This window comes from Bradyrhizobium sp. Ai1a-2, assembly GCF_000426245.1.
In the GTDB taxonomy this organism is placed as follows: domain Bacteria; phylum Pseudomonadota; class Alphaproteobacteria; order Rhizobiales; family Xanthobacteraceae; genus Bradyrhizobium.
Genome location: NZ_AUEZ01000062.1, coordinates 19194 through 33529, shown reverse-complemented (window position 1 = coordinate 33529; position 14336 = coordinate 19194). Strand labels below are relative to the sequence as shown.

Annotated in this window: 12 protein-coding genes; 4 read left to right on the top strand and 8 right to left on the bottom strand. The window is 63.5% G+C overall.

Annotated features, from left to right (window positions below; genetic code table 11):
- Positions 1-60: 60 nt before the first annotated feature.
- The 3 genes from phaZ to K288_RS0130970 all read right to left on the bottom strand — a co-directional run bounded on the left by phaZ (position 61) and on the right by K288_RS0130970 (position 3125).
- Positions 61-1389 carry a polyhydroxyalkanoate depolymerase gene (phaZ, locus tag K288_RS0130980; protein WP_027583043.1) on the bottom strand — a complete coding sequence of 443 codons (1329 nt, stop codon included), beginning with the start codon at positions 1387-1389 and terminating at the stop codon, positions 61-63.
- A gap of 126 nt (positions 1390-1515) precedes the next feature.
- On the bottom strand, positions 1516-2334 hold the full coding sequence (locus K288_RS0130975; protein WP_027583042.1) for an ABC transporter permease: 819 nt from the start codon (positions 2332-2334) through the stop codon (positions 1516-1518).
- The gene (locus tag K288_RS0130970; RefSeq protein ID WP_027583041.1) at positions 2331-3125 is read right to left on the bottom strand and encodes an ABC transporter ATP-binding protein; all 795 of its coding nucleotides are present in this window, start codon (positions 3123-3125) and stop codon (positions 2331-2333) included. The genes K288_RS0130975 and K288_RS0130970 overlap by 4 nt, the downstream gene beginning before the upstream one ends.
- Positions 3126-3380: 255 nt before the next feature.
- Between K288_RS0130970 and K288_RS0130965 the strand changes: the two genes are divergently transcribed.
- Both K288_RS0130965 and K288_RS0130960 read left to right on the top strand, forming a co-directional pair.
- Positions 3381-4703 (top strand): ActS/PrrB/RegB family redox-sensitive histidine kinase, encoded by a 1323-nt coding sequence (locus tag K288_RS0130965; RefSeq protein ID WP_027583040.1) that lies wholly within the window; start codon positions 3381-3383, stop codon positions 4701-4703.
- 157 nt (positions 4704-4860) lie between these two features.
- The gene (locus K288_RS0130960; protein ID WP_027583039.1) at positions 4861-5415 is read left to right on the top strand and encodes an ActR/PrrA/RegA family redox response regulator transcription factor; all 555 of its coding nucleotides are present in this window, start codon (positions 4861-4863) and stop codon (positions 5413-5415) included.
- Between the two features lie 135 nt (positions 5416-5550).
- Here the strand turns inward: K288_RS0130960 and K288_RS0130955 are convergent, their stop codons facing one another.
- Positions 5551-6036, bottom strand: a complete 486-nt coding sequence (locus tag K288_RS0130955) for an MmcB family DNA repair protein (protein ID WP_027583038.1) — start codon at positions 6034-6036, stop codon at positions 5551-5553.
- A 118-nt stretch (positions 6037-6154) separates the two neighbouring features.
- On the opposite strand from K288_RS0130955, the gene K288_RS0130950 reads away from it, so the two are divergent.
- Entirely contained in the window at positions 6155-7849 is a 1695-nt protein-coding gene (locus K288_RS0130950) for an alpha-amylase family protein (RefSeq protein ID WP_027583037.1), read from the top strand.
- Here K288_RS0130950 and K288_RS47075 read toward each other — a convergent pair.
- Together K288_RS47075 and K288_RS0130940 are read right to left on the bottom strand one after the other, a co-directional pair.
- The gene (locus tag K288_RS47075; RefSeq protein WP_084799834.1) at positions 7837-9528 is read right to left on the bottom strand and encodes an alpha-amylase family glycosyl hydrolase; all 1692 of its coding nucleotides are present in this window, start codon (positions 9526-9528) and stop codon (positions 7837-7839) included. The two genes, K288_RS0130950 and K288_RS47075, sit on opposite strands and share 13 nt — an antisense overlap.
- Positions 9529-9681: 153 nt before the next feature.
- Positions 9682-10524, bottom strand: a complete 843-nt coding sequence (locus tag K288_RS0130940) for an RMD1 family protein (protein ID WP_027583036.1) — start codon at positions 10522-10524, stop codon at positions 9682-9684.
- A 114-nt stretch (positions 10525-10638) separates the two neighbouring features.
- Between K288_RS0130940 and K288_RS0130935 the strand changes: the two genes are divergently transcribed.
- The gene (locus K288_RS0130935) at positions 10639-11307 is read left to right on the top strand and encodes an MBL fold metallo-hydrolase (protein ID WP_027583035.1); all 669 of its coding nucleotides are present in this window, start codon (positions 10639-10641) and stop codon (positions 11305-11307) included.
- Positions 11308-11340: 33 nt separating this feature from the next.
- Here the strand turns inward: K288_RS0130935 and K288_RS0130930 are convergent, their stop codons facing one another.
- On the bottom strand, positions 11341-12558 hold the full coding sequence (locus K288_RS0130930; RefSeq protein ID WP_027583034.1) for a PHB depolymerase family esterase: 1218 nt from the start codon (positions 12556-12558) through the stop codon (positions 11341-11343).
- A gap of 141 nt (positions 12559-12699) precedes the next feature.
- Complete coding sequence (locus K288_RS0130925; RefSeq protein ID WP_027583033.1) at positions 12700-14118, bottom strand: MFS transporter; 1419 nt, start codon at positions 14116-14118, stop codon at positions 12700-12702.
- Positions 14119-14336: the final 218 nt, after the last annotated feature.

The following is a 14336-nucleotide window of genomic DNA, read 5'->3' as shown; positions in this document are numbered from 1 at the left end:
GGATTCTTTTAATCAATTCAGCAGCTTATCGACCCACCGGAATCGGGCTTGGGCGCGCCGCTATTCAGCGGCTGCGACCAGGGAAAGCCGTGTATTGGCCGATGAAACCATGAAATCGGAGATGCGCGGCACGATTTCAGCGCGGAAACGCGAGCCGTTGAACACGCCATAGTGTCCAACACCCTTCTGCACGTAATGCACGCGGCGATGATCGGGAATCGACGTGCACAAACCATGCGTCGCTTCGGTCTGGCCAAGGCCGGAGATGTCGTCCTTCTCGCCTTCCACCGTCATCAACGCCACGCGACGGATCTTGGAGGGAGCGACCGGCTCACCGCGATGGGTCATCTCGCCGTTTGGCAGCGCGTGCTTGACGAAGACGAGGTCGACAGTCTGCAGATAATACTCGGCGGTGAGGTCCATGACCGCGAGATATTCGTCATAGAATTCGCGGTGCTTGTCGACGAGATCGCCGTCGCCCTTCACCAGATTGGCAAACAGCGCCTTGTGCGCATCCATGTGGCGGTCGAGATTCATGCTGATGAAGCCGTTGAGCTGCAGGAATCCCGGATAGACGTCGCGCATCATGCCAGGATGCGGGAACGGCACCTTGGTGATGACGTTGTGGCGGAACCAGTCGATGCCGCGTTCGGCGGCGAGGTTGTTGACCGCGGTCGGATTGCGGCGGGTGTCGATCGGGCCGCCCATCAGCGTCATCGACAGCGGCACGAACGGATCGCGCCGCGCTTCCATGAGGGAGACCGCGACCACCACGGGCACCGAGGGCTGGCAGACCGCGATGATATGCATGTTGCCGCCAAGCGCATGCAGCATCTCGATCAGGTAATCGACATAGTCATCGAGATCGAAGCGGCCTTCGGACAGCGGCACCATGCGGGCATCGGCCCAATCGGTGATGTAGACCTCATGGGTCGGCAGGAAGGCTTCGACCGTGCCACGCAGCAGCGTCGCGTAATGGCCGGACATCGGCGCCACGATCAGGATGCGCGGCTGTGGCGCGCGCAGCGGCCGGGTCAGCTTGCGATCGAAATAGAGCAGCCGGCAGAACGGCTTTTCCCAGACAGATCGGACCTCCACCGCCGTGCGCACGCCGTTGACCTCGGTCTCGTCGAGACCCCATTCCGGCTTGCCGTAGCGGCGGGTGGTGCGCTCGAACAATTCGCAGGCCGCGGCGACGGACTTGCCGGCTTGGCTATGCGTCCACGGATTGAGCGGATTCTGAAACAGGATCTTGGTGGCGTCGGTCACCGCGCGCACCGGGTTGAGTGACGCATGCGCCATCTCATACATCCAGTACAGTGGCGTCGTAAGCGCCGGACTGCCTTCGGCCGCCAGCGGCGGAGCGCCGCCAAATTCACCAATCGGCATTTGCTTCAAAATCCTCGTTTGCGACGCAACATACTGTCGAATGCGTAATAAAGCGTCAATGCACCTGTCACTACATCTACGGCCGAAAACGCCCTAAACAACCGGGAATCCACGGGAAAGTGAAAGTTACTCACCGCTGCTGAGCAGCGAGCCGTTGCGTTTGGCGCTGCGCAAAAGGGCAAGAAAGATCGAAAATGACGCAATCAGCAGCACCGCGTTGATAACGAGCGCATGGACCATAAGGTCCGCGCGGAAGACGTGGTCGATCAAGAGCGCCCGCATACCCTCGAACACATAGGTCGGCGGCAGCATCCAGGCGACGGTCTGGAGCCAGGACGGCAAGACGCTGACGGGATAATAGATGCAGGCAAGCGGCATCAGCGCGAACATCAACGTCCAGACGATGCTCTCCGCGCCGAGCCCGTTCCGCAGCACGAGGCCGGAGGCGAAAATGCCGACTGACCAGCTGGTGAAGATCAGGTTGCAGAAGAAGGCGATCAGCGGCAGGCCGATGGCGTAGAAGTTGAAGCCGAAGAAGAACAGCGCCAGCAGCGTCATCGGAATGACGCCGATCGCGAGCCGGATCACGCTCATGATCATCAGCGAGATCAGGAACTCGATCGGCTTCAGCGGGCTCATCATGAGATTGCCGAGGTTGCGCGCCCACATCTCTTCCAGGAACGAGATCGAAAAGCCGAGCTGACCACGGAACAGGATGTCCCACAGGATGACGGCGCCGATCAGGGTGCCGCCGGCTTGCGCGAAGAAGCCCGAGGTCTGCGAAATGTAGTTCTGCAGGAAGCCCCAGGTGATGATCTGCAGCGCCGGCCAGTAGACCAGTTCCAACAGTCGCGGCCAGGACGACAGCAACAGATACCAGTAGCGCAGCACCATCGCGTTGATACGGTTGAGCGACAGCCCATGATGGACGGCGATCTCGCTCATGTCGCACTCTCCCGGTTGCGGCCGCGAGCGACGTCCAGGAACACCTCTTCCAGCGTGTCGCGGTTGTAGCGGGCCATGATCCGGTCGGGACTGTCGTCATCCTCGATCTTGCCGCGCTTCATGATGATGACGCGGTCGCACAGCCGCTCCACCTCCAGCATGTTGTGCGAGGCGAGCAGGATCGTCGCGTTATGGCTCCTGCGGTAGTTCTCCAGATGCTGCCGCACCCAATCGGCGGTATCGGGATCGAGCGAGGCGGTCGGTTCGTCCAGGAGCAACAAGTCGGGTTCGTTGATCAGCGCCTTGGCGAGAGCCACGCGCGTCTTCTGGCCGGCGGACAGCTTGCCGTTGGCGCGGTCGATGAAGTCGCGGAGATCGAGGTCGGAGGCGAGCTGATCGATGCGGTCCGCGAGATTCCTTACCGCATAGAGCCGGCCGAAGATCGTGAGGTTCTGGCGCACGGTGAGCCGCATCGGCATGTCGACATAGGGGCTCTCGAAATTCATCCGCCCGAGCACCTCGGCGCTCGCTTCGGGCATCGGAAAGCCCAGCACATGGATGCGGCCGGAGGTCGGCAGCACCAGGCCCATGATCATGGCGATCGTCGTGGTCTTGCCGGCGCCGTTGCCGCCGAGCAGCCCGGTGATGCTGCCGCGCGCGATCCGGAACGAGACATCGTCGACCGCGCGGGTGGTCTTGTAGACCTTCACCAGATGCGCGACATCGATCGCGGCCGAAGCTGCGGGATCGGAAGCGGACGCTGGTGCCGGTCTATTCTCGATCTGATCCATTTGGGCCCGTTCATTGGGCCATCATGGCTGATCGCGCAAGACTTGCACTTCAATCGGAGCTGTGCGCCGCGTGTTTGTGATCGCGCCGTTGCGAGGCTAGAACGTGGCGAGTGGGGAGAGAGCCCCCACCCGGCGCGAGCGCCATAGCCGAAGCTCCGCTTCGGCGTGTCTTAAGAACGGCCGCCAAAGGCGGCCTATGCCTCCCCCGCAAGCGGGAGAGGTGGGAAACAGCTGTCGTGTGGCTAGAGTGAGGATATGACCGACGTAGCCGCCTCCGATTTCCGCCAACCGCGCCGCCATGTCCGTCTGGATACGATCCTGCGGTTGCGTTGGCTCGCCGCGCTCGGCCAGCTCGCCGCGATCTTCATCGTCGCGCAGGGCCTGGAATTCGACGTTCCCGTCATCCCCTGCATCGCCATCATTGCGCTGTCGGCGCTGCTCAATCTCGCCCTGCAGATCGCGTTCAACCCGATGCAGCGGCTCGAGCCGATCTATGCCGCAGCGCTGCTCGCGCTCAACATCGTCGAGCTTGCCGGCCTGTTGTTCCTGACCGGCGGCCTGCAGAATCCGTTCTCGTTCCTGTTCCTGGCGCCGGTCCTGATTTCCGCCACCGCACTGCCGGTACGACTGACGATCGCGCTCGGCTGTCTCGCGGTCGCCTGCGCGTCGGCGCTGGTGTTCTTCCATTTCCCGCTGCCATGGGACAGCGACGATCCGCTGGTGCTGCCGCCGATCTATCTGTTCGGCGTCTGGCTCTCGATCCTGCTCGCGATCGGCGTCACCAGTCTGTACGCGTTCCAGGTCACCGAGGACACGCGAAAGCTTTCGGACGCGCTGGCGGCGACCGAGCTGGTGCTGGCGCGCGAGCAGCACCTGACCCAGCTCGACGGCCTTGCGGCCGCCGCCGCGCATGAACTTGGCACGCCGCTCTCGACCATCTTCCTGATCTCGCGCGAGCTGGAAGGTGCGGTGAAGGACGGTCCGCTCGCCGCCGACCTGAAGACGCTGCGCGAGCAGGCGCAGCGCTGTCGCGACATCCTGAGCAAGATCACCCAGCTCTCCTCCACCGGAGCGCCGTTCGACCGCATGAAACTATCGACGCTGATCGAGGAGGCTGTTGCACCGCACCGGGATTTTGGCGTTGCAATCAAGGTGCGGCTTGCTGTCGCAGCCACCACGGAACCGGTCGGCGCCCGCAACCCCGCGATCCTCTATGGTGTCGGCAACATCCTGGAAAATGCGGTGGATTTCGCCAACCAGACTGTCGAGGTGAATGCATGGTGGAACGCCGATACGGTCGAAATCGTCATTTCCGATGACGGTCCGGGCATTGCCCCGGACATGCTGAACCGGATCGGCGAGCCCTATTTGTCGCGGCGCCGCAGCGCCGATGAAGCGCAAAACGGCCGCGCGGGGCTTGGTCTTGGCATTTTCATCGCGCGGACGTTCCTGGAGCGCACCGGCGCCAAGGTCACCTTCACCAACCGGGTGTTTCCCGATCACGGCGCCGTGGTGCAGATCGTGTGGCCCCGCAGCTTGTTCGAGGCGAGCGAAGCGACGGACGAAATGATGGGCTGAATACAATTCGACAATTTGACGCATTAGCCGGTCGATCTTGAACCCTCTCCTGGGCGGCCTTCTCGAGCCGCCTCCTTGGGTGGCCTTGGTTGAGTGGCCTTGGCATCGCCGCAGTCACACGCCATATCTTTCGGATTGGAGAAGGGATAGCAAAACCGTGAACGCCATCGCCGAACTGAACGATCAAGCCGACCGCTCATTGCTCATCGTCGAGGACGACAAGCCGTTCCTGGAGCGCCTGTCGCGCGCCATGGAGACCCGCGGCTTCACCGTGACATCCTGCGATACCGTATCGGATGGTCTGGCGCAGATCGGCAAGGCCGCGCCTGCGTTTGCGGTGGTCGATCTCCGGTTGGGCGACGGCAACGGCCTCGACGTCGTCTCTGCACTGAAGCGCAAGCGTCCCGATGCCCGCGCGATCGTGCTCACCGGCTATGGCAACATCGCCACCGCCGTGACAGCGGTGAAGATGGGCGCGATCGACTATCTCTCGAAGCCTGCTGATGCCGACGACGTCGTCGCGGCGCTGCTCGCGAGCGGCACCGAGAAATCCGAACCGCCGGCCAACCCGATGTCGGCCGACCGCGTGCGTTGGGAGCACATCCAGCGCATCTACGAGATGTGCAATCGCAACGTCTCGGAAACCGCGCGCCGGCTCAACATGCACCGCAGGACCCTGCAACGCATCCTGGCGAAGCGCGCGCCGCGTTAGTTTGGCGAATTCGTAGGGTGGGTAGAGCGAAGCGAAACCCACCAGCTTTCGCGGAGCGACGATGATGGGTTTCGCTTCGCTCTACCCATCCTACGCTGCCGAAGCGAGCTTTGCCCACCCTGCGGCGCCGTCACATCAAAACTCCACATGCCCCTGCGGGTCGAGCAGGCGGTTGAACCGCTGCGCGGCGGCCATCGCGAAGCGCACCGTCATCAGCTTGCGGGTCGGTGCCGGCAGGCGATGCTCCGGCGCCTCGCAATGCAGATGCGCGCCATAGGCGTCGGCGATGATCAGGCCCGTGTCGGCGGGAAAGATCTCGCAGGGCAGGTCCTGCGTGAAGGCAAAGAACAGCCGGTCGCAATGCGCCCGATAGTCCTGCCATTTCTGGTCGGCGCGCAAATCCTCGACCGATGACTTGATCTCGACGATCCAGATCTCGCCGCGCTCGTTCAGCGCCACGAGGTCGGCACGCCGGCCCGACGGCAGCGGCAATTCGCTGATGCAGGAGAACCCGAGCGAACGCAACAGCCGCGCCGTGCCGCGCGCGATCGCAAGCGCCGTCTCCGACTGGCGACGGTCCGGTTGCGGAACAAGAGCGATGTTGCGGGCGGACGATTCCATTCCGATAACCTACCCGATTCCGCACGCCCGCCCAACATGGCCGCAGCCGGGAACCTCATCCGCCCTCCCCACTTGACAGACGGCCGCTGAAACACCCCGGACCGGCGAGGGAAGCCCTGTGATCGACGATCTCTGGTACAAGAACGGCGTCATCTACTGTCTTTCCGTCGGCACCTATATGGACGCCAATGGCGACGGCGTCGGTGACTTCAAGGGGCTGTTGCGTCGCCTCGATTATCTGCACGGGCTCGGCATCACCGCGATCTGGCTGATGCCGTTCCAGCCATCGCCAGGCCGCGACGACGGCTACGACATATCGGACTATTACGGGGTCGATCCGCGCTATGGCACGCTCGGAGACTTCGTCGAATTCACCCACGGCTGCAAGCAGCGCGGCATCCGCGTCATCATCGACCTCGTCGTGAATCACACCTCCGACCAGCATCCCTGGTTTCGCGAGGCACGCAAGAGCAAGGAATCGCGCCATCGGGAGTGGTATGTGTGGTCGGACAAGAAGCCGGCGAATGCCAATACCGGCATGGTGTTTCCCGGCGTGCAGAAGTCGACCTGGAGCAGGGACAAGGAATCGGGGGCCTGGTACTTCCATCGCTTCTACGACTTCCAGCCGGACCTCAACACATCGAATCCGCATGTGCAGGCGGAGATCCTCAGGATCATGGGGTTCTGGATCCAGCTTGGCGTCTCAGGCTTCCGCATGGATGCGGTGCCCTTCGTGATCGCGACCAAGGGGCCGAAGGTCAAGAAGCCGGTCGAGCAATACGACATGTTGCGCGCCTTTCGCGAATTCCTGCAATGGCGCGAGGGCGACGCGATCATCCTGGCCGAAGCCAATGTGCTGCCGAAAACCGACATGGAATATTTCGGAAGCGACGGCGACCGCATGCACATGATGTTCAATTTCCAGGTCAACCAGCATCTGTTCTATGCGCTCGCCGCCGCCGACTCGCGGCCGCTTGCGAAGGCGCTCGAGGCGACGAAGCCGCGGCCGGCGACGGCGCAGTGGGGCCTGTTCCTGCGCAACCATGACGAACTCGATCTCGGCCGCCTGACCGAGACGCAGCGCAAGACCGTGTTCAGGGCATTCGGCCCCGACAAGGAGATGCAGCTCTACGATCGCGGCATCCGCCGCCGCCTCGCGCCGATGCTGGGCGGCGACCGGCGGCGGCTCGAACTCGCCTACAGCCTGATGTGTACGCTGCCGGGCACCCCGGTGATCCGTTACGGTGACGAGATCGCGATGGGCGACAATCTCGATCTGGCCGAGCGCGGCTGTGCGCGCACGCCGATGCAATGGTCGACGGAGCCGCATGCCGGATTCACCAAGGGCGACAAGCCGACCGTGCCGGTCATCGATACCGGCCCTTACGGCTATGAGCACGTCAACGTCGCCAAGCAGCGCCGCGATCCGAATTCAATGCTGAACTGGACCGAGCGCATCATCCGCATGCGTAAGGAAGTCCCGGAGGTCGGCTGGGGCGAATTCAGCATCATCGACACGCGCGATCCCACCATCGTCGCGATCCGCTACGACTGGCGCAACAATTCGGTGCTGTTCGTCCATAACCTCGATGACAGGCCGCGCGAGGTGGCGTTTTCGGCCGGGCTTCCCGGTGATGCCGGCAAGCTCCTGGTCAATCTCCTCTCCGAAGACCACAGCCGCGCCAATGGCCGCGGTCAGCACCGGCTGCTGCTTGAGGCCTATGGCTATCGCTGGTACAGGGTCGGCGGGCTCGATTACCTGTTGAAACGCAGCGACATCGACAAGGCCGAGAACGACGCTCACCCAGCCTGATCGTCGGTGTCGGCCGGCTCGCTCTGGTCGGTCTCCGGCTGGTGGAGGTCGGCAGCATCGTGATTGCGATGCCCGGGCGGAGCAATGATGACGCCTTCATTGCCGCGGAGGTCGAGCACGCCTTCGATCGTCTCGCCCTTGCGATCGAGGAAGGTCGACAGCAGGATTTCGCTGTTGAAAGCGATCGCGCTCGAGGTGACCGCGGCCGGGTCGGCCCCCAAGTTCAGCGCCACGATCAGCGCGCTCTCCTCGCCGCGCCGGCGATAGAGCAGGATGTCGCCTTGCGCGGCGACCCGTTCATAGGTGCCGGTCACGAGCTGCGGCCATTCGCGCCGGAGCGCGATCAGCGCCTTGTACAAATTGAGGATCGACGTCTTGTCGGCAGCGAGACTGGTGACGTTTTCGCGCAGCGCATCATGGGCGAGCGGCAGCCAGGGCTTTCCGGTCGAGAAGCCTGCATTGGGCTCGGAGCTCCATTGCATCGGCGTGCGGCAGCCGTCGCGACCGACGCCCAGGCCCGGCACGTTCTTCTCGAAGGGATCGCGCACTTCGCCCGGCGCGATCGGAACCTGGCGCATGCCGATCTCGTCGCCGTAATAGAGCGTCGGCGTGCCGCGCAGCGTCAGCAGCAGCATGGCGGCGACGCGCGCCTGCTCCGGTCCCACCCGGCTTGCGACCCGCGGCCGGTCGTGATTGCCGAGCACCCAGTTCGGCCATGCGCCCTGTGGCAGCGCCTTCTCATAGTCCTCGATGATCCGCTCGATCGAGCGCGCGCTCCACAAGGTCGACAGCAGCGCGAAGTTGAACGGCATCTGCGCGCCGGTGAGATCGTTGCCGTAATAGGCAACGAGGCGATGCAGCGGCAGATAGATCTCGCCGATCAGCACGCGGGCATCGAATTCGTCGCTGACGCGCCGCATCTCGGCGATCACCTCGTGCACCTCCGCCTGGTCGGTGGAATACTGCGTCAGGATCTTCTCATGCGGCGGCCGGCCCTCGTGATAATGCGGATTGGGCGGGTTGTCGCGAAACTTGGCGTCCTTGATCAGATGCCAGATGACGTCGACGCGGAAGCCGTCGACGCCCTTGCCGAGCCAGAACCGCATCACGTCATAGATCGCCTGGCGGACCTCCGGATTGCGCCAGTTCAGGTCCGGCTGCTGGGCCAGGAAGGCATGGTAGTAATATTGACCGCTCTCGCTGTCATATTCCCATCCGCTGCCGCCGAATTCCGACAGCCAGTTGTTCGGCGGTCCGCCGCCCGGCTTCGGATCGCGCCAGATGTACCAGTTGCGCTTGGGATTATCGCGCGAGCTTCTCGATTCGATGAACCAGGGATGCTGATCCGAGGTGTGATTCGGCACGAGATCGAGGATCAGCTTGAGCCCCGCCTCGTGCGCTGCCGCGACCAGCGCGTCGAAATCCTCCATCGATCCGAACAGGGGATCGACGCCGGTGTAGTCGGAAATGTCGTAGCCGAAATCGGCCATCGGCGACGGATAGATCGGCGACAGCCAGATCGCGTCGACGCCAAGTTCTCTTAAGTATGGCAGCCGTCGCAAAATTCCCTTGAGATCGCCAACCCCGTCGCCGTTGGAGTCCTGAAACGAGCGCGGATACACCTGATAGAAGGTGCCGCGCCGCCACCAATCTTCGCTAATGTCGCCCAAATCGCCCATGCCGCCACGTCACCCTTCAATTCAGGCTTGAACGTGGCAACGCGCTAACGCGTGGCGGGTTTGCGCCAAAATTTCGATTCGTGGCCTATCAATCTTTCGTAGCGACCCGCAAGCTCCGCTTCACCTCGCCCCGACAGGGAAAGACTTTAGCGTTCACACGTGACGGCCGGTCGCGAGCTGGTAGATGGTGATCAGCACCTCGAACAGGATCAGGAAGACGATGATCAGCTCGAGCCGCAGCGAGCGGCGGGTGTCGATGATGTCGGTCAGGACCTGCGCGGTCTCGGCGATGACCGCGAGCTTGCGGTTGAGCGATTCGGAGCGCTCCTTCAATTCATATTCGTCCTCGAGCCGGGCATAGAGCCGCTCGAGCTGCGGCTTGTCCCAGAGGATGTCGGGCTTCTCGGACACTTCGACCGGCCCCGAGACGCGATGACGCACCGACAAGGCATTGCCGATGTGCTTCAGGATCGCGCCGCGGCTGCGATGGATCTGCCCGCTCTTGGCAAGCTCGCGCGCGAACGGCTCGGTCGTGTCGAACACCGCGGCGACCTCGCGCTCATGCCGGGCCAGTACGACGCTCTTCGCCAGCGCCTCGCCGACCAGGATCAGCCGCTCCGGCGACAGGCTCTGCAGATAGATCGGGCCGCCCGGCGGTATCTGATCGTCCTTCTCGGAGGCGAGCTCGATGGTGGCGCTCTCCTCCTCGCGGCGCGCGAACGGCGTGATCATGCGCGACTGCAGCCCGCGCAGGAACTCCTCCTCCTCCAGCGCATTCAGCCCGATCAGGACCACAACCCCGTAACGGAACAGGATCGCGACGCCGTTCTCATTGACGCGGAACGCCAATGGCGTCGTGGCCAGCACATCGCTGCGCTCGAGCCCCGACGTGTTCAGGCGCTCCGCGACGAAAAAGGCACGCGCCGTCGTGCGCTGGCCTCCGAGCGGCGACCGCGAAACCTGGCTCGCAGGATGTTCCGATACGGTGGATGGCATTCCGCTTACACACTACATGTTGAAGAACTGTGCAATCCTATCACAGTCCGGCCAATGGTCGCAGGATGTTCCCGCCCTTGTTGACGGGGGCCAAGGGAAGAATAAGGTGCCGCGATGGATGATAAAACCGAAACAAAACCGAAGGCCGGCGCGATCATCGTGCCGGTGACGCTGTTCGAGCAGAACTGCACCATCCTCTGGCACGAGCCGACCAAGAAGGCGGTCGTGATCGATCCCGGCGGGGATGTTCCGAAGATCCAGGCGGCGATCAGAGAGACCGGCGTCAGCGTCGAGAAGATCTGGCTCACCCACGGCCATATCGACCATGTCGGCGGCGCCGCCGAACTGCGCGACGCGCTGAAGGTGCCGATCGAGGGCCCGCATGTCGCCGACAAACACCTGCTCGACAATGTCGTCAGTAGCGGCGCGCGGTTCGGCATGAGCGGCGTGCGCGATTTTGCGCCGGATCGCTGGCTCGAGGAAGGCGATCAGGTCTCGATCGGCGAACTCACCTTCGAGATCCTGCATTGCCCCGGCCATTCGCCTGGCAGCGTGGTGTTCTTCAACAAGGAATTGCGCTTTGCCCATGTCGGCGACGTCCTGTTCAACGGCTCGGTCGGCCGCACCGACCTGCCCGGCGGCAGCCACGAGACGCTGATCACGTCGATCAAGGAGAAGCTGCTGCCGCTCGGCGACGATGTCGGCTTCATCTGCGGCCACGGCGCCGGCTCCAGCATCGGCCAGGAACGGATGACGAACCCGTTCATCACCGGCGAACTGTGAGCGACGCCGCGGCTTGTGACCGCGGCGCCAGAATTATTTCATCAAGCCCGCGGCAGTCAGCGCCCGGGTGATCACATCGCTGATCTCGCGGGCGCGGCGGCGGAGGCTCTGTGACGGCATAGCCTGACGCGGGGGTGTGGCGCGCGGCAAGGGCGTCGGCTGCTTTGTCGCTTCCTTCGCGACCGGCTTCGTCACCGGCTTGACCGTCGGCTTAATCGCCGGCTTGGCGACTTCTCTCGGAGCCGGCGCGGAACGACGGGCCCGTTCGGTGAGGCCGAAGAAGTTCGCGATGTGGTACGACGACGAAATCCCGGCCTCGAGCAGGAAGGCGCCGGCCTCGCCATAGCGTTCGTCATTGGCGGCGACGCCAAGCGGCGTGCCATGGGCCATGCCGGTGATGGTGTAGGATTCGACGACGGTCTCGCCATTCGCATCCCACCAGACCTCGCGCGGATAGCCGTCGATCATCGTCTTGGCCATCGGCGTCTCCGGCAGGCCGTGCACGTCGAGCCATTGGCTCACGATCGCGTCCGCATTGCCGGGATTGACGGTGCGATCGGCGCTGCCGTGCCAGACCGAAACCTTCGGCCACGGTCCGTCATGCGTCCACGCGCCGCGCACGAGATCGCCCAATTCATTGGCCGGGCGCGACGGCGCCTGCATCATGCCGTTGAGAGCTTCGCGCAGATTGGTGGCGATGCCGAACGGCAGGCCGGCAACGATCGCGCCTGCCGCGAACACATCCGGATAGGTCGCGAGCATCACCGACGTCATGGCACCGCCGGCGGAGAGCCCGGTGATGTAGATCCGGCGCGGATCGAGCTTGTGATCGACCACCATGCGCGCGATCATCTGACGGATCGAGGCAGCCTCGCCCTTGCCGCGCGTGATGTCTTCGGGATTGAACCAGTTGAAGCACGTATTGGCATTGTTCGCCGGTTGCTGTTCTGGCAGCAGCAGCGCAAAACCATAGTGACGCGCGAGCGTCGACCAGCCCGCACCGAGGTCGTAGCCAGCCGCGCTCTGGCCGCAGCCATGCAGCACGACGACGAGCGCCGCACCGCGCGGCAGCCCTTCCGGCACAAACGAGTACATCTTCAGCGCGCCGGGATTCGTGTCGAAATCCGTGGTCTCGACCAGCGGACTATTGACCGCTGGCGCAAGGCTTCGCCCATAGACGGCGGCAAGCCCATTGAATCCATTCAGCCGGGGCAGATGGCTTAGGAACTCGATGTTCTTGGCAAGTGACAACAGCAACTCCTGAGGTGATTTCGACCAGCCTCGGCCAAATCACATAGTTGCTGCATCGCAAAATAAAAAGTCCGTATACTGTCATTCCCCGCGAAATTGTGAGACGGACGGTAAATTCGTGATCTCAAAATTAATTTGTGATCATGTCGCGCGCCGCATCCATGACAGGAATGCGGCGCAAATGATGATCGACAGCCCAAACAATGCGCATGCCGCATGCAGCGCCAACCGCGCTGAGCCTGTGGTTTCGATTGCGAAGAACACGGCGCCAATTGCGGCCACGCCGGCCGCATTGCCGATCTGCGCCGTGGTGCCATACATGCCGGAACCCGCGCCCGCGCTCGCAGGCTTCACCGTCGAGAGCACCGCACTCGAGAGCGGCGCCATCACCAATCCCTGGCCGTAGCCAAAGATCATCAGCACCAGCGCAAGCGACAGCGCGGAAGGCGCCTCAACAAATGCCGTCGTCACTGCAATCGCGGCAAGGCCCACGATCTGCAGCGCGCAACCTTCGATCAGCACCAGCGTGCCGCGATGCCTGGCCCGCGCGCCGCTGTGGCGCGAGGCGACCACGAAGGTGAGCGCGGCCGGCATGAAGACGAGACCGGCCTGAAGCGGCGGAATATGCAGCGTGTTCTGCATGAACATGGTGATGACCAGATAGAACGAGAGATTGGCGAAGAAGAAACAGAACACGGCAACCAGTCCGCGCATGAAGGCTGCGTCGGCCAGCAGCGTGAGATCGATCAGCGGCATGCCGCCAGCGTGCGCGATCGCGCGTTCGAGCCGGACGAACGCGGCGATGATCGCAACGCCGCCCGCCATCACCAGCCACACCCACGGCGACCAGTGCACATCGTGGCCGAACAGCAGCGGTCCGATCAGGCACAGCAATCCCGCAAACAGCACGACCGCGCCGGGAATGTCGAGCCGCGTGCCGGCGCGACGCGGCACCGTCGGCATGATCCTGAGCGCCGCGGCAATGATCACGATGCCGAAGGGCACGTTGACGAAGAACACCGCGCGCCAGCCAAGCCCGGCAAGATCAAGCGTCACCAGCACGCCGCCGAGCAGGAAGCCGACGGCGCCGGAGAGGCCCAGCACGATGCCATAGATGGCGAAGGCACGGGCGCGCGCCGAATCGGCAAATAACAGATGCAGCGTCGCCAGCACCTGCGGCACCATCAGAGCCGCGGTCGCGCCCTGCGCCAGTCGCGCGATGATCAGTTCAGGTCCGGATTGCGCGAGCCCGCACCACAGCGACGCCAGACTGAAGCCAGCGACGCCGGCGACGAACACGTTCCTTGTGCCGTAGATATCGCCGAGCCGCCCGCCGGTGACCACAAGCGTCGCAAACGCGATCAGGTAGATCGCGATGACGGCTTCGATCTCGGCAGCGCTCGCGTGCAGCTCCATCGCGATGGTCGGGATCGCGACATTGACGATAAAAGCATCGACCCCGAACATGAATTGTGCGGCGACCACTGTCGCCAATACCCACCAGCGCCGCGACGAATCCACTGACATAGCGCCAGTGACATAGGTGACGATCTGGTGCATGGCGGGCCGCTCCGTTCAAAATCTGTTGTACCCGCAAGCTACAGATTCGGCTTATTCCCGCGATTACCTCCGAGGTAAGTCCGACAGTTTGTAGCCCGGGTGGAGCGCAGCGTAACCCGGGGTGCTGTTGGCCGCGGACGGAGCGGTCCCGGGTTGCGCTGCGCTCCACCCGGGCTACGGAGCGTTCGCGCGGGCGCGGCGGGTTACGCTACGCTAGG